This window comes from Sphingorhabdus sp. Alg231-15, from assembly GCF_900149705.1.
Classification (GTDB): domain Bacteria; phylum Pseudomonadota; class Alphaproteobacteria; order Sphingomonadales; family Sphingomonadaceae; genus Parasphingorhabdus.
The window spans coordinates 1,133,598-1,148,932 of record NZ_LT703001.1 but is presented as its reverse complement, the minus strand read 5'-3'; the positions used below and the strand labels follow the sequence as shown (position 1 = coordinate 1,148,932).

At 53.1% G+C, this 15,335-nt stretch carries 13 protein-coding genes and 1 tRNA gene; 6 read left to right on the top strand and 8 right to left on the bottom strand.

The window, feature by feature from the left end:
* Positions 1-48 precede the first annotated feature (48 nt).
* Complete coding sequence (typA, locus tag DG177_RS05620) at positions 49-1,866, bottom strand: translational GTPase TypA (protein WP_108810590.1); 1,818 nt, start codon at positions 1,864-1,866, stop codon at positions 49-51.
* A 307-nt stretch (positions 1,867-2,173) separates the two neighbouring features.
* On the opposite strand from typA, the gene DG177_RS05615 reads away from it, so the two are divergent.
* Positions 2,174-3,133: a bile acid:sodium symporter gene (locus tag DG177_RS05615; RefSeq protein ID WP_108810589.1), complete on the top strand. Its 960-nt coding sequence runs from the start codon at positions 2,174-2,176 to the stop codon at positions 3,131-3,133.
* A 10-nt stretch (positions 3,134-3,143) separates the two neighbouring features.
* Here the strand turns inward: DG177_RS05615 and DG177_RS05610 are convergent, their stop codons facing one another.
* Both DG177_RS05610 and DG177_RS05605 read right to left on the bottom strand, forming a co-directional pair.
* Positions 3,144-5,651 carry an FtsX-like permease family protein gene (locus DG177_RS05610; RefSeq protein ID WP_108810588.1) on the bottom strand — a complete coding sequence of 836 codons (2,508 nt, stop codon included), beginning with the start codon at positions 5,649-5,651 and terminating at the stop codon, positions 3,144-3,146.
* Positions 5,648-6,373 carry an ATP-binding cassette domain-containing protein gene (locus tag DG177_RS05605; protein ID WP_108810587.1) on the bottom strand — a complete coding sequence of 242 codons (726 nt, stop codon included), beginning with the start codon at positions 6,371-6,373 and terminating at the stop codon, positions 5,648-5,650. Before DG177_RS05605 ends, DG177_RS05610 begins: the two co-directional genes overlap by 4 nt.
* A gap of 33 nt (positions 6,374-6,406) precedes the next feature.
* On the opposite strand from DG177_RS05605, the gene DG177_RS05600 reads away from it, so the two are divergent.
* From DG177_RS05600 to DG177_RS05590, 3 genes are all read left to right on the top strand, one after another.
* Positions 6,407-7,096 carry an arylesterase gene (locus DG177_RS05600; protein WP_337658545.1) on the top strand — a complete coding sequence of 230 codons (690 nt, stop codon included), beginning with the start codon at positions 6,407-6,409 and terminating at the stop codon, positions 7,094-7,096.
* A 179-nt stretch (positions 7,097-7,275) separates the two neighbouring features.
* Entirely contained in the window at positions 7,276-8,481 is a 1,206-nt protein-coding gene (locus DG177_RS05595) for a toxic anion resistance protein (RefSeq protein WP_108810585.1), read from the top strand.
* Between the two features lie 5 nt (positions 8,482-8,486).
* Positions 8,487-9,200, top strand: a complete 714-nt coding sequence (locus DG177_RS05590) for a hypothetical protein (protein WP_108810584.1) — start codon at positions 8,487-8,489, stop codon at positions 9,198-9,200.
* A 24-nt stretch (positions 9,201-9,224) separates the two neighbouring features.
* Here the strand turns inward: DG177_RS05590 and DG177_RS05585 are convergent, their stop codons facing one another.
* The 3 genes from DG177_RS05585 to DG177_RS05575 all read right to left on the bottom strand — a co-directional run bounded on the left by DG177_RS05585 (position 9,225) and on the right by DG177_RS05575 (position 10,900).
* Positions 9,225-9,560: a PilZ domain-containing protein gene (locus tag DG177_RS05585; protein WP_337658544.1), complete on the bottom strand. Its 336-nt coding sequence runs from the start codon at positions 9,558-9,560 to the stop codon at positions 9,225-9,227.
* A 119-nt stretch (positions 9,561-9,679) separates the two neighbouring features.
* Entirely contained in the window at positions 9,680-10,771 is a 1,092-nt protein-coding gene (locus DG177_RS05580) for a TIGR03032 family protein (RefSeq protein WP_108810582.1), read from the bottom strand.
* Positions 10,772-10,826: 55 nt separating this feature from the next.
* Positions 10,827-10,900 (bottom strand) — tRNA-Gln (locus tag DG177_RS05575).
* 168 nt (positions 10,901-11,068) lie between these two features.
* On the opposite strand from DG177_RS05575, the gene DG177_RS05570 reads away from it, so the two are divergent.
* Entirely contained in the window at positions 11,069-12,181 is a 1,113-nt protein-coding gene (locus DG177_RS05570) for a Ppx/GppA phosphatase family protein (protein ID WP_108810581.1), read from the top strand.
* Positions 12,178-12,852 carry an SAM-dependent methyltransferase gene (locus tag DG177_RS05565; RefSeq protein ID WP_108810580.1) on the top strand — a complete coding sequence of 225 codons (675 nt, stop codon included), beginning with the start codon at positions 12,178-12,180 and terminating at the stop codon, positions 12,850-12,852. The genes DG177_RS05570 and DG177_RS05565 overlap by 4 nt, the downstream gene beginning before the upstream one ends.
* A 195-nt stretch (positions 12,853-13,047) precedes the next feature.
* Here the strand turns inward: DG177_RS05565 and DG177_RS05560 are convergent, their stop codons facing one another.
* Together DG177_RS05560 and DG177_RS05555 are read right to left on the bottom strand one after the other, a co-directional pair.
* Entirely contained in the window at positions 13,048-13,806 is a 759-nt protein-coding gene (locus DG177_RS05560) for a DsbA family protein (protein WP_337658543.1), read from the bottom strand.
* Positions 13,807-13,926: 120 nt separating this feature from the next.
* Entirely contained in the window at positions 13,927-15,330 is a 1,404-nt protein-coding gene (locus DG177_RS05555) for a M48 family metalloprotease (protein WP_108810579.1), read from the bottom strand.
* Positions 15,331-15,335: the final 5 nt, after the last annotated feature.

Here is a 15,335-nt window from a genome sequence, read left to right as displayed (position 1 = left end):
ATGTGCTGATGATGATCCATCACAGCGCATGATGCAACAATTGTTGCGCTAAGCTGCTTCCGCCTTGCGTGCCGCTTTCTTGCGATCATTGGGATCGAGATGGCGTTTGCGCAGGCGGATATTTTTAGGTGTCACCTCAACCAGCTCGTCATTGTCGATATAGGCAATTGCCTGTTCGAGCGTCATGATCTTTGGCGGGGTGAGACGTACGGCGTCATCTTTACCGGTTGAGCGGAAATTGGTCAGCTGCTTTGATTTCATTGGGTTGACGTCGAGATCACCCGGTTTCGCATTTTCGCCAATGACCATGCCTTCGTAGACCGGAGTCTGGCCGCCGATGAACAATATGCCGCGTTCTTCCAATGCGTTCAGCGCATAGGACATCGCGGTGCCAGTACCGTTTGAAACCAGCACACCGACAGGACGCCCTTCGATCACGCCTTTATACGGACCGTATTTTTCGAACAGACGGTTCATCAGACCGGTGCCACGTGTGTCGGACAGAAACTCGCCATGATAACCGATCAGACCGCGTGATGGTGCAGAGAAGGTGACGCGAGTTTTGCCGCCGCCGGAAGGACGCTGTTCGGTCAGCTCGGCCTTGCGGCGTTGCATTTTCGAAACGACGGTGCTGCTATGTTCGTCATCGACGTCGATGACCACGGTTTCATAGGGTTCCTGGCGCTCGCCATTTTCTTGACGATAAAGAACACGTGGGCGCGAGATGGAAAGTTCAAAACCCTCGCGGCGCATGGTTTCGATAAGAACGCCCAGCTGCAATTCGCCGCGACCGGCAACTTCAAAGCTATCTTTCTCATCACTTTCGGTGATTTTGATCGCTACGTTGGATTCCGCTTCGCGCAAAAGACGATCGCGGATGATACGGCTGGTCACCTTGTCGCCTTCACGACCGGCCATGGGACTGTCATTAACCGCGAAGTTCATTGAAAGTGTCGGCGGATCAATTGGTTGTGCGGCAATCGGTTCGGTGACCGAGGGATCGCAGATGGTGTTGGCAACCGTTGCTTCGGTGAGGCCGGCCAGCGAGATAATGTCTCCGGCTTTGGCGCTTTCCACGGGGACGCGCTCCAGTCCGCGAAAGGCCATGATCTTGGTCGCGCGACCTGTTTCAACGACATTGCCATCCATATCAATCGCATGAATTGGTGCGTTCAGGTCAATTTTCCCGCTTTCAACCTTACCCGTCAGGATACGGCCAACGAAGTTGTCGCGGTCGAGCAGGGTGACGAGAAATTTAAAGTCCGCATCCGGGTTCACATCCGGCTCTGGCACATGCTCGACAATCTTGTCGAAAAGTGGCGACAGATCACCTTCGCGAACTTCGGGTGTATCACCAGCATAACCATTGCGACCGCTGGCGAATAGTGATGGGAAATCCAGCTGTTCGTCATTGGCATCAAGATTGACGAAGAGATCGAATACTTCATCGAGTACTTCTTCTGCACGGCCATCCGGGCGGTCAATCTTGTTGACGACAACGATGGGTTTCAAACCAAGTGCCAGCGCTTTGCCGGTCACGAATTTCGTCTGCGGCATTGCGCCTTCAGCACTGTCGACGAGCAGAATAACGCCATCAACCATCGAAAGAATACGCTCCACTTCGCCTCCAAAGTCAGCGTGACCCGGCGTATCGACAATATTGATTCGCGTGCCTTTCCACTCGACACTGGTACATTTGGCGAGAATCGTGATGCCGCGTTCTTTTTCCAGATCGTTGCTGTCCATGGCGCGCTCTTCGACCCGTTCATTGTCACGGAATGTACCGGACTGGCGGAAAAGCTGGTCCACAAGGGTTGTTTTCCCATGATCAACGTGCGCGATAATAGCAATATTGCGAAGAGACATATCAAATTCTGCCGTAAGAGAGGAAAGGGGGTTAATGTACCGCGCCTTATATTGGGAGCGCCCTTAACCTGTTTCGTGCTGCGCCGCAACATCAGAAACCGGGTTTGATGCAGTCTATGGTTATAGCACGAGCGATCAGGTATCGAATCCAGTTCCAGGAGCTTATTGGTATGCACTCTCCCATCAGCATTCCTGCCGTTCAGCTATTGAGCAACATTTGGAAAGACGCATCTTCTTGTGATCATTCTCTAATTACCGTTTGTTGGACTTGCGTCCGATTGCCCACTGGCGCATTGGCAGAGGCGCAATGCAAACCATAAGACTGATCCTGAATGATAAGTTTATCTGGCTGCTGGGAGGTTCGGTGCTTCTCGCAACGCTGGTTCCGGTACGCGGATCAGCTGAACCAATCGCGGCTTTTGCTGTGTCTGCTGGAATATTCTGGATATTTTTGCTTCACGGAGTCCGATTGGATCGGCAGGAGGTTGTAGCGGGTTTCCGCAATTGGCGTTTGCAATCTGCCGTTTTCGGATTTGTCTTCGGTGCAATGGTGGTGGCTGGACTTGTCCTGTCGCAAATTCTCGATGGATATATTGCACCGATGATCGCGGTTGGTTTCTTGTATCTCGGCTGTCTTCCCTCAACAATTCAGTCGGCGGCAAGCTATACCGCAATCGCAAAAGGCAATGTGGGAGCATCAGTGGTTGCCGCTGCGACGGTAAATCTGTCTTCCATCGTGATCACACCGGTGTTTTTTGCGTTGCTGGCCAGCTCGGTTGGAATTGTAATTACAGGCGCTTCATTCATAAAAATCATCACCATGTTGCTGCTGCCATTTGTCATCGGGCAGCTCATTCAACGCTGGGCACGGCCGTGGGTGGCCCAATATGGCGGGATAGTGGGGTGGTCCGATAAAATTGCTATCAGTCTGGCAGTCTATGTTGCGTTTTCCGGTGCCGTTGCGGCGGGCATCTGGAATCAGGTTCCAGGCAATCAGTTTCTGATCGTTGCTGTAGCGATTGGTGCGCTGCTTATCTTCGCGTTTGGCGGGGCCTGGCTCCTCGGCGGTATCTCGGCATTTGTGATAAATGACCGAAAGGCGCTGCTGTTTGGCGGCGCACAGAAAAGCATTGCGGTTGGAGCACCGCTGGCTGCCATTTTGTTTCCAGCAGAATCCGCGGGACTACTGCTGATCCCGTTATTATTCTATCATCTGTCCAGCCTTGTCCTGTCGGCTCCCTTGGCGGTGCGCCTTTCGAAGCTCTAGAATCGCAAAACTAGAGTTCACGAAGCGCCCTTGCAGGTTTTGCCGATAAGACGGGTATCGATCCCAACAGTCCAATGCCCAATGTCATAATCGCGCCAATGGCGAGAGTGACCATCACCACCATCCAGTCCGGTTGCCAGGTAAACTCGAAAATCTGCGTGATGACAAACCAGCCCGCGAGCAAACCAAGGCCCAAGGCAACGGCAGATAACAGCAAAGCCAGTACTGCATATTCAATCGCCTGTGCCGACAAAATCTGCGACCGGGTTGCGCCTAGCAGTTTCAGAATGACGCTGTCATAGACGCGGGATTGCCGCGACGCTGCGATCGCGCCGATCAGTACGGCGATACCAGAGAAAATCGCAATCGATGCGGCAGAGGCAATGGCAGTTGCCATCTGATCCAATATCGTGCCGATTTGCGAGGCTATCTCTTTTACTTTGACCATTGAGATGGACGGAAACTCGCGTGGTAAGGAACCCAGCAAACCATCTTCTCTGGCCTGATCGATCTGGATAGTCGCGGCAACATTATGGGGGGTATTAGCCAAAATATTGGGCGGAAAAACCAGTACATAGTTAAATCCGAAATTGCGCCAATTAATGGTCCGCAATGACGCGACCTTGGCCTTTATCTCAACGCCTAGCAGGCTGACAGTCAAACTGTCTCCCACAGCAAGCCCCAATGCCAGCGCTTGTTCTTCATCAACCGAAACCAAAGGTGGTCCATCATAGTCCGACGGCCACCATTCGCCCGCAGCAATCTCGCTGCCTTCTGGTAGCTCAGCGCTATAGGTAAGGCCTCGATCACCGCGCAAGACCCACGCACCTTCCGGCAGTTCATCCAGTTCCGACACGACCTGTCCGCCATATTCAGTGATGATACCGCGCAAGGTTGGAACTATATTTATCTCCGCCTCAGGCGCACTGGCGGTGACCTGGGTCTTAAACTCATCGGCGCGCTCCACGGGAATATCGAGAACAAAGAAATTCGGAGCTTGTTGTGGGACACTCAGCCGGATTTCATTGGTCAGGCTGGTCTGGATCGCGGCAAGTGTGGCGAACAGGGTCAGCCCGAGACCCAAGGCGACAACCAACTGGCCAGTTTGTGAGCCGGGTCGATGAAGGTTTGTGAGCGCCAGTCGTAGCAACGGTTGCTTCGGGCGCGGCGCTTTGCTGGCGAGCCAGCGGATCAATATACCGAGCAGGCTTAGCAGCACCAATATTCCAAGAGCAGCGCCAATAAAGGCGAGCGAGAATATCGGTTCGCGTCCGCTGCCGACGGCAAGTGTTACGATTGCACCAACCGCAAGTGTGACTGCAACCCAAGTCTGCTTGTCAATCTGACGCCATGATCGGCTCTCACCACGAAAAAGACCAGCGGCAGGTATCAGTTTTGCACGCGATAGCGGCGGCAGCGCAAAAATGACCGCAATGAGCAAACCATAGGCGGCGCTGACGAGCAGCGGCAAGGGATAGAGCGCAAATTCCGGTCTGATTGGCAGGACATCTCCTGCCACTTCAATGATGATGAGCGGTGCCAGTGCTCCAATTATCAAGCCTGCGACAATCGCGACCAGCGCCACCGCCAAAATTTGGAACATATAGATGCGAAAGACCATCGCGCTATCTGCGCCCAATATTTTCAGCGTCGCTATCGCTCCCTGTTTGCCGCGAAGATAGGAGGCAACGCCGTTACCGACACCAATGCCTGCGATGACCAGGGATGCGAGTCCGACAAGCGTCAGAAATTGGCCCATACGTTCAATGAAGCGCCGGGTACTCGGTGCGCCATTATCGCGGGTTTTTACTTCCCAGGCGGCATTTTTATAGTCTTTCTCCAACTGCTCACCCAGTTCAGATGGATCAACGGCCTCCAGTAGTTTCAGCCGATATTTGCTCTGAAACAGGCTGCCTGGCTGGATTAGATTGGTCGCACGCAGGCTCTCCAGGGACGTAATCGCTACTGGCCCAAGGGATAGACCCTCGCTCAACCGATCAGGTTCATCACCGATGATCCCGGTCACCGTAAATGTGGCTTCTCCAAATTCGATCTGGTCGCCTGTCTTTAAGGACAGACGCTGAATCAACGCGGGTGTAACGTAAATCTCTCTGGCGCCCAATGGCGGAGCGATTGTCCCGTCTTGTAGCGTGAAATCGCCGTATAGCGGATAGGGCGTGTCAACACCCTTCAGCTCGACCAGCTGGGTATCACTGCCATCCGGCAATCTTGCCATGGCCTGCATACGCAGGGTTTCGGAAAGCTCACCGGCGGACTGAAGTGTCTCCCGCTCCGCTGGTGTCGCTTCGCGCTGGGCGACTGATATTTCAAGATCTCCGCCCAAGATTGACTGGCCACGATTGGCGAGTTCATCCGTGATCGCGCTGGTCAGGCTGCCTATGGCAGCGAGCGTTGCGACGCCAAGAAACAGACAGATGATAAGAAGGCGCAGGCCGACAAACCGGCCTCGCAAATCACGCCTAGCGATAGTCCATGCTTTGGAAAGGCTGGCGCTCACGCTGCGCTGTCTTTCTCGATCATACCGTCACGTAACTCAATAATCCGGTCACAACGCTTGGCGAGCTCCGGGTCGTGCGTGATGATTAGTAAAGTCGCCTGGTTCGCTTTCTGACGTTCGAACAAAAGCTCTATGATTATTTCACCTGTCGCCCCATCCAGATTCCCAGTTGGTTCATCGGCAAAGATAATGGACGGACGCGATGCCATGGCTCTTGCAATGGCAACCCGCTGCTGTTCGCCTCCCGATAGCTGGGTCGGGTAGTGGCCAAGCCGATCACCCAGGCCAACGGCTTCGAGTTCTTTGGCAGCGATTGCAAAGGGATCAGATTGTCCATCCAGTTCCAACGGCACTGCAACATTTTCGAGCGCGCTCATTGTGGGCAACAGATGAAAGGCTTGCAAAACAATCCCGACCCTTCCGCGGCGGGCGATCGCAAGTTCATCCTCGTTCATTGCCCCAAAGTCAGCACCGGCAATGTTGACCGTCCCGCCCGTCGCGCGCTCCAATCCTGACAAAATCGCCATTAATGAGGATTTGCCTGATCCAGATGGTCCTAGCAAGGCCACCGTCGTTCCAGATTCAATCGACAGGTTGATGCCCCCTAGAATATCGACCCTTGCTTCACCTTCACCCAAAGAGAGGGTGACATTATGCGCTTCAATGGCAATATGGGGTTTGGAATTTGTGGCGTCGCTGGCTGCGGCGGTTTTTTGTAACATGGTGGGAAGGTTTATCCAATGTTGAACAGGTTTATGACATATGGGTTTTGCTTTGCAATTCTTCAACTTCTGATTGCATGTGGTTCAGCAGCACCAGAAAATAATGCTTCGGCTGAACCCGAAAAAACAGCTGTTGAAAGTTCTGACCAGCCTGCCACCGAAGCCAAAACGCTGATATTGGCCTTTGGCGACAGTCTATATGCTGGCTATGGATTGGCGCCCAATGAAGGCTTTGCCCCGGAGTTGCAGAAAGCGCTTAATGATACTGGGCAGGATGTAAGAGTGCATAATGCCGGGGTGTCGGGTGATACCACAGCTGCTGGTCTACGGCGGATGGATTTTGTGTTGGATAGTTTGAGCAGGAAGCCGGATCTGGTTCTACTGGGACTGGGTGGCAATGATTTGCTGCGCGGACTGAAACCCTCGGAAACCAGAGCGAATATGGATGCGATGGTGCAAAAGCTCGCGGATCGGGACATTCCGGTAATGCTGACCGGTATGCTGGCGCCACCAAATCTGGGCAAAGAATTCAGTGATCAGTTCAACATAATATATCCAGCGCTTGCAAAAAAATATGAAGCAGACCTCTATCCTTTCTTTATGGATGGGGTCGTGGGCAGGGCCGATCTGATTTTGCCCGATGGTATTCATCCCAATGCTGAGGGTATTGATGTGATCGTTGAGAGGATTGCGCCAAGCGTTGAACTGGCACTGCAAGGCTGATCGACTAAGATCCACTAAGTCACTGGCCAGGCGAATGGAAATACGTGCAGTGTTGGGCGCAATCTTGCAATAACTGTATTATTTTTATAATACAGTAGAGAAACGCTTGAAAAGTGCTGCATTTGCATCCATTTATGAGGTGAGTGCTGCATTGGAGACAGCGACATGGAGACAAGCCGATGGCGATCGAGACAACGACAAAGACCGAAGACCTAACCCTGACACCACCTGAGCCGGTTGTGGCCGTTGCGCCGACAAAGGCCGCCGGGCTGGTTCCGGTTGGTGATGAAGTTAAGTCCAAACTGGAAGAGAAAGTCGACAGCTTTATTGATGATCTCGTGGCTGAGGATGAGAATAGCCCCGAATTCGGTAAGAAAGTCGATCAGATTACCAATATGGGTCGCAAGGAAATTTCCGATGCTGCTGGACAGTCCAATCGCTTTCTGGATCGTCCTATCCGCACAATGGATGAAGAATCCGGCATCGGTGCGGATCTGACTGAACTTAGACGGACAGTAGAAGATCTCGATCCCGGCAAGCGCGGCAATCTTCTGGCACCGCGAAAGCTTTTCGGAATCATCCCTTTCGGCTCCAAGCTGCGCAACTATTTTGACGGCTACAAGAGTGCGCAAGGCCATATTTCATCGATATTGACGCGCTTGCAGGGCGGAAAAGACGAACTGCTGATGGACAATGCCGCGATCGATGTAGAGCGCAAAAATCTCTGGGCAGCGATGGGGCGACTGGAGCAGATGATCCACGTGTCCAAGGTAATGGATCAGCGTCTGGAAGACAAAGCAGCCGAACTGGATGCCAGCGACCCTGCAAAGGCCAAGGCGATCCGGGAAAGTGCGCTTTTCTATGTACGCCAGCGAACGCAGGATTTGCTCACGCAGATGGCGGTGACGGTGCAGGGCTATCTTGCTCTCGATCTGGTCAAGAAAAACAATGTCGAATTGGTCAAAGGTGTGGACCGGGCGAGCACAACAACCGTTAGCGCATTGCGTACGGGTGTGACGGTCGCACAGGCGCTGACCAATCAGAAGCTGGTGCTTGATCAGATCACTTCGCTGAACACGACAACGGCGGGCATAATCGACAGCACAGGCGATATGCTGAAAAACCAAACCGCACAGATTCATGAGCAAGCCGCATCGGCAACAATCCCGCTCGAAACGCTGCAACGGGCGTTCCAGAATGTCTACGACACGATGGACAATATTGACACGTTCAAGATCAAGGCGCTGGAAAATATGAAAACCACTGTCAATTCGCTATCTGGTGAGATTGAGAAATCCAAGGGCTATATTGCCCGCGCCGAAGGGCAAGACAAGGCGGCACTGGAAGCCCCATCCGAAAACCCTTTGAGCGCGCTTGAGGAATAAGGCGAATGAGCGAAAGCAATCAGCAAATTTATGATAATGCCGCGAACTATTATCGCAGCTATAAATTTGCAGAATCCATAGGCGAGCGATCCAAGGGGCTGAAGCGCGGTTATTTTCGCAAGAAGCTGGCGCGCGCTGCACTGCTCACCGCGGGCGTGCTGGTTGGTGCCAGTATTGTCGGCGGAATATTAAATGGCATTGGATTTTGGGGTGTGATGATTTCTGCCGGCCTTATCGCTGGCGGAATCTGGGCCGCAATGAAATTTCCGAAAATGAAAATCCCGACGCCAGAAACGCTGGTGCAATCGGATCTGAAAACACTGGCCGGGAAGACCGAAATCTGGCTTGAAAGCCAACGGCTGGCGTTGCCAAAGCCGGCAGTGAAGATCGTAAACGACATTGGTACCCAGCTTGATATGCTTTCGCCGCAATTGCAAAAGCTCGATGAAGCAGAGCCAGCGGCCTATGAAGTGCGCAAGTTAATGGGTGAGCATCTGCCCGAACTCATCTCTGGCTATCGCGCAATTCCGGCGTCGATGCGGAAGAAGAGCAACGATACCGGCAAATCACCAGACGAGCAGTTAATCAGCGGCCTCTCTTTGATTGAGAAAGAGATTTCTGGCGTTACCCAGCAGATAGCGAAGGGTGATATTGATAATCTTTCAATCCGTGGCCGCTATCTTGAGATGAAGTACGACACAACCGGTGAGGCGGAGTAACGGGTCACCAGCGTCACCGATCGTTCATCCAAATTCGCGGAGCTTATTGACCAAATGTTGCAGCACGGCGGGATGCAGATCATCTTTGAAAGCGCAGCCATAGTCCTCATGATCGGACCATTTTATTGTCGCGCTTAGGGTCTGGATTCCCGGCAATCGGATATAGACAGGCTTCTTCCCGTCAAGTTCAGTGTAACTGTTCATTTTGAAACCGGACACGGACAGATCAGACAAGGTTGCACGGAATAGCTGAGAATCAGACTGTCTCACAAAAATTTCTGCTTCGACAATTTCACGTGCAACTTTTCTGTTGTCAGGCAGTGGCGTGGTAAAACCATCAATGCTTTGTAGTTGTTCCATATTTCCGTTCCCAATCATTGGTCCTGCCAAGTTGGACGGTTGTTTCGCCATTTTTTGAAGGGCTGACGCGAATTTATTGTCGGATTGGATGCCAGTTATCGCAGATCAATAGTACAGCCTTACCAATCCGGTTGTTCAATGGTGATAAAATCACGGATCTCAGCCGACTGCGGACCCAAAGTGATGGGATTAGCGACACCGGGCAGAATACAGATGTCAAACAACTCGGTAATCGCTCCGTCAAAACGCAACCATTGCGCGAGTTCGCCGGTGGCAAGAGACAATATCTGGATGCCGCACCAGGCATCCTGCCCATTTTGCTGCAGTATCTTGTCCAGCGCCAAGCCTTCAAACCGGCCGTTGCGCGGCTTTGACAGGGTCACAAAAGCATGGTCGTTGTGAAAGTCTAATCCGCGTAAAAACCCGGGGAAAGAAGCAACCGGCGTGAACGCATGGTCCGTAGGGTGCAGCCAACCCAGTTCGCCTGTGCCGGAATTCAACAACCATACACGCCCGACATGAAATCGCGGGCTATGGGGCATGGATAATCCATCAGCCAGTATCTTGTTGGTCTCAACATCGATGATAATTCCGCCCGCTTGCCGGTCATCTCGCCATCCGTCTTTCTTGTCGGAACGGCTCACCGCACTGACATATTTGGGTTGGCCATCCACCATCGCCAAACCGTTCAGATGACAGCGGTCTTCTGTCACGATTTCAGAGATAAAATCAGGCTTCCAGATCGGTTTGAAGCTATGGGTGACGCTCGGGATGCTGAGGCAATTGTGCAGCGTATTGACGAAGATGATCTGGCCATCCTGGCGAATACCCAGTTCGTGAATATCGACATTGCCGGTTGTCTGCATATTGCGTGGAACAAACGCTTTGTCATGGGTGTCGTTGACAAGTTGCCCCGGTGGAAGGACATTTTCAAGCCGAATGACCTGGGTTAGAGATCCCAGATATATGCGCTGGGTGTTGGCTGTAACGCCCATGGCTTGCGGATAAAGCGCTTCATGGACTGCCAGCTTTCCATCGCTTCCGCGACCGACCAGATACAACCGGCCAGTCTGGTAGGAAGTGAACCCAATCGAAATGTCATGTGCTGCCAGAAAATCTGCAAGACCAAGGGAAAAACTAATGGTTATATTGTCGGCGTCTTTACCTGCAGGCGCGCTGACAGTATCGGTCCCGTTTTCTGGCTCGCGCATCTGTGTCACTTGGCCAGAACCAGTCTGTTTTCGCCCACAATGATCCCCCGCTTTTTGGATCCCCCGTGAGGATTCGAACCTCAATTAACGGAGTCAGAGTCCGTGGTATTACCATTATACGACAGGGGAGTGCCGGGGGGCGCAATAAGCGCAGGCCAACTATTGGTCAAGGCTTTTCAAATTGGAAATCTGTCCGCTGTTTGACGCTAAACTCTTGCACATCGCAGGGGCTGAGGTTATCTCTATTGGCAAGTACCGGCGGTATTATCCGATCCGGAGAACATAAGAGTAACGGAAATGGCGGATGAATCATCCCCATCGCCGCAACGACAGCAGGACGGAAAATCCGCAAGGGCAGGCCGTCCGAAACATGCGGCGAGATATAAGAACGGGAGCCGTAATGCGTCTCCCTCCCAGCATAATGGCGGCCGTTGGCCCAGACTGCGGTCCTACGCGGCTATCGATTTGGGCACCAATAACTGTCGACTTCTGGTTGCAAAGCCCTCTGCCGACGGCTTCATTGTCACGGATGCTTTCTCGCGCGTTGTGCGTTTGGGTGAAGGACTTGTTGAAACCGGCCGGATCAGCAATCGGGCGATGGATCGGGCGGTTGCGGCATTATCCATCTGTGCGGACAAGCTGAAACGCCGGAATGTTACATTGGCCCGGTCTGTGGCAACCGAAGCCTGTCGACGCGCGAGCAATGGCGAGAAATTCATCGATCGCGTTCGTCAAGAAACCGGCATAGCGCTTGATGTGATCACCGCCGAAGAAGAGGCCCGGCTTGCGGTCTTGGGCTGTCAGATATTACTGGAACCGGGTGACGGACCCGCTCTGATCTTTGATATTGGCGGCGGCTCGACCGAACTGGTTCTGGTCGATACGTCCGGTGCGGCGCCGGAGATTATCGATTGGCTGAGTGCGCCCTGGGGCGTGGTCTCTCTGACCGAAAGTGAGAAATATGACGGTGATGATGCGCAGGCGCGAGAGCAGGCCTTTATCAATATGCGCGCAAGAGTGGCCGAAAGCTTTACGGAGTTTGCCAATCGTCTGCCCGTATTGGAAAATTCAGATTTTCGATTGCTAGGAACCAGTGGGACCGTGACGACACTTGCGAGCCTGCATCTTAAGCTCCCACATTATGACAGGAAAGTGATTGACGGATTGATTGTGCCGGCGGAGTCCATGCGCGATATCAGCGCCATGCTGGCCGCAGCCTCGCCAACCGAGCGTGCTGCAATACCGTGTATCGGCAAAGAGCGTGCGGATCTGGTCGTTGGCGGCTGCGCCATACTCGATTCCATTCTCGACATCTGGCCAGCCAGTCGGGTCGGTGTTGCTGACCGCGGTATTCGGGAAGGTATATTGCGGTCTTTAATGTCCTCTCATGAACGAAAGCGGCCGTCATGAGCCGAGGGCGATCAGGACATAAAGAGCGCGTAAAGACCGCAAAAGGCCGAAAAATCGGTTCGACCCGCTGGTTGGAGCGACAGCTTAACGATCCTTATGTGAAAAAGGCGAAAGCAGATGGCTATCGGTCTCGTGCAGCTTATAAGATTCTAGAACTGGACGAGCGGTTCAAATTTGTTCGCAAGGCTAAGGCCGTGGTCGATCTGGGTATTGCCCCGGGTGGTTGGGCGCAGGTCATTCGGAAATTCGTGCCACAAGCCAAGATTGTCGGCATCGACCTGTTGCCGGTTGACCCGATTGACGGCGTGACCATTTTTGAAATGGATTTCATGGATGACAGCGCACCTGATAAACTAATGGACGCGTTGGGCTGTGCGCCCGATCTGGTTTTGTCCGATATGGCTGCCAATACCGTCGGACACCAACAAACCGATCATCTGCGCACGATGGGGCTGGTTGAAGCCGGCGCTTATTTTGCGATTGAGAACCTGCAGGAAGGCGGGGCGTTTGTCGCCAAAGTGTTAGCTGGCGGAACGGATAACGAGTTGCTGACAATGCTCAAGCAGCATTTCAAGACCGTGAAACATGCCAAGCCGCCTGCCAGTCGCAAAGGTTCGTCCGAATGGTATGTGGTTGCACAGGGTTTTAAAGGGCGGCTAGACGAGTCCTGATCCAGGCGAAGTTGACAAAGTGAACCATCCCCTTTGGTACGTTTCCTTCGATTGATAGCATTCAAAGTTCACACAAATCACACCCTCTTGGCGCGGCGCTGCATGGCCGCGTTTAATATTCAATTCTGAGAAAGAGCCGCACGGATATTATCATCTGTTTGGCTCTGTAGGAAAGCGTGTTGGTTGGCGAGGCGCCTATTTCGAACCTCGCGCCTTGGCAATCATTTCTTTCAATCCATCATAACCGACGGCGCCAACCTCGGTTTGGTTTCCAACAACAAAGGCCGGTGTGCCGGTAAACTGGAGTTTGCGAGCAACCTCTATGTTGCGCTGGACTTCCTGCTGCGCTTCGGGTGAGGTGATAAATTTGCGCGCTGCGTTCATGTCGAGGCCAACCTCTTTGGCGGCGCTCGCAATTGTCGATGGGGTGGGGCGGCCGGTTGCAAACATGGTCTTGTGAAAGGCGTAATATTTACCCTGCTTGGCCGCTGCCAGGGCCATCATCGCAGCGTCATTGCTGGCTTCGCTCAGAATTGGCAGTTCGCGGAAAACAACCTTGATATTCTTATCCTCTTTCAGAACCCTGTCAATATCGGCGGTCGTCTGCTTGCAATAGGGGCAGGCAAAGTCGGAATATTCGACCACGATGACATCGCCATTCGGGTTCCCGGCAAAGGCGGCGCCAGCAAAGGGCGCTTCGATATCTGCACGGACCTCGTCGATAGCCGCAGTTTTCTGACGATTTTGCAGTATCTCAACGGCTTCAGGAATGATTTCGGGATTTTTGAGAATATAGTCGCGAACAATGGCTTCGATGGCCGCCTGTTCCTTACTGTCAATGCCCGCAGCAAACGCCGCTTTTGTTGCTTCATCGCTGGCTGAGGTGCCACTTGTCTGCATGAACCAGACAGTCGCTGCCGCTGCTATGGCCAAACCGCCACCTGCCATAATCATCCACTTCCTGTTACTATTTTCCACATTTCACCATCAAAAAGATTTCAGCTTCCTTGTAGAAGCTTCGTCCGCTTGTCCACAATTGTTACAGAAGCAGGGATAAATTTGTCTGGGAATATCTTAGCGGCGACGCCGGTCTGACCGCTCAAATTCGTTTTTCGCGATCAACGAGATGTCTTGCGCGCGTATCCACTCCGGTGTGTTTTCCTTGATTCCGGCCATTGCGATTTGGGAGCTGCGAATGGCGCTGCTGTAATTACGCTGCAACAGCGCGCTTTCGGCCGTTGCCAGCTGCGCCCGTGCTGTATCTCCCTGCTGGGAATAGACCACGCCCAATTGGTACCACGCAAAGGGATTGCGGTTATCCTTGACAACAGCTGCTTTCAAAACCCGCTGCGCTTCTTCAAAATGGGTCTCATCCTCGGTCGCAATAAGCGCATGGCCAAACAGGCTGGCGATAAGCGGCTGGTTATTGGTCAATCGCACTGCTTTACGCAGGGATGCAATCGCCTCTTCCGGTTTGCCGGATTCCAGCAATATCTGACCGTGCAGCTCCAGAAAATAGGGGTCATTCGGACTGTCTTTCAGGAGATTATTGACCTCCAACAGTGCGCGATCAGGATAGGCGCTCTTGTGCCATGCATAGGCCCGAGCATAGCGTGCTGGAATGCTCTGGTCATATTCGGGAAACTCGCGCAGGGTTGTTGCTGGTTCGTTGGTAAAGCCCAGCAGTTTAGCCTTAACACGTTGAAAACGTTCTTCAATTTTCGGATCAGGTGGTACGTCCCAAGCTGCATCGGCCTGATAGACATCGCGAAGCAAAGTCACACGTTCGCCAGATAGGGGGTGAGTACGGCCGTAGCTGTCCTCTTGCGGTATCCCGAGGCGGAATTCATAATTTTGCAGTTTCTTGAAGAAATCGATCGAGCCGCGCCCGGTAATGCCGGCCGCCGAAAGATAACGCGCACCGGCGGAATCAGCGCTGCGCTCTTGCACCCGGCTAAAGGCCAGGAATTTGCCGGTAGCGGCCTGCTGCCCTGCGGCCAATATACCAGCGCCAGCGTCGCCCGCTCCGGCAGCAATGGCCGCAGCACCGAGGATCAGGCTGAGTATGGTGATGCCGGTCGCTGTCTTGATGCCTTCATCAAACCGGATAATGTGGCCGCCGGTAATATGGCCAAGCTCATGCGCCATGATACCCTGGATTTCGACAGCAGTATCCGCTGCTGCAATCGTGCCGGAATAGAAAAACATGCGTTGTCCGCCAGCAACAAAGGCGTTGATCTGACTGCTGTTGATCAGGATGACCTCGACATCTTTGGCATCCAGTTCGGACACTGCAACCAAGGGTGCGACCATATCGCTGAACAATGCCTCTGTCTCGGCATCGCGAAGTATCGATTGGGCTGCCACTGGTTGTACGGTGATCGCAATCATCGCAAGCAGGGCAGTAAATAGCTGGCCAATGCGAGACAGCGACAAGCGCGCGAATGGCTGATGTCTAGTGTTGTTCAGCGATGACATGAATT

Bases quoted from the DNA above. Each gene is read 5' to 3' on its own strand.
- DG177_RS05585 (WP_337658544.1), bottom strand. From the start codon at position 9,560: ATGGAACAACTACAAAGCATTGATGGTTTTACCACGCCACTGCCTGAC.
- typA (WP_108810590.1), bottom strand. From the start codon at position 1,866: ATGTCTCTTCGCAATATTGCTATTATCGCGCACGTTGATCATGGGAAA.
- DG177_RS05590 (WP_108810584.1), top strand. From the start codon at position 8,487: ATGAGCGAAAGCAATCAGCAAATTTATGATAATGCCGCGAACTATTAT.
- DG177_RS05600 (WP_337658545.1), top strand. From the start codon at position 6,407: ATGACATATGGGTTTTGCTTTGCAATTCTTCAACTTCTGATTGCATGT.
- DG177_RS05565 (WP_108810580.1), top strand. From the start codon at position 12,178: ATGAGCCGAGGGCGATCAGGACATAAAGAGCGCGTAAAGACCGCAAAA.
- DG177_RS05615 (WP_108810589.1), top strand. From the start codon at position 2,174: ATGCAAACCATAAGACTGATCCTGAATGATAAGTTTATCTGGCTGCTG.
- DG177_RS05605 (WP_108810587.1), bottom strand. From the start codon at position 6,373: ATGTTACAAAAAACCGCCGCAGCCAGCGACGCCACAAATTCCAAACCC.
- DG177_RS05570 (WP_108810581.1), top strand. From the start codon at position 11,069: ATGGCGGATGAATCATCCCCATCGCCGCAACGACAGCAGGACGGAAAA.
- DG177_RS05580 (WP_108810582.1), bottom strand. From the start codon at position 10,771: ATGCGCGAGCCAGAAAACGGGACCGATACTGTCAGCGCGCCTGCAGGT.
- DG177_RS05560 (WP_337658543.1), bottom strand. From the start codon at position 13,806: ATGATTATGGCAGGTGGCGGTTTGGCCATAGCAGCGGCAGCGACTGTC.
- DG177_RS05595 (WP_108810585.1), top strand. From the start codon at position 7,276: ATGGCGATCGAGACAACGACAAAGACCGAAGACCTAACCCTGACACCA.
- DG177_RS05555 (WP_108810579.1), bottom strand. From the start codon at position 15,330: ATGTCATCGCTGAACAACACTAGACATCAGCCATTCGCGCGCTTGTCG.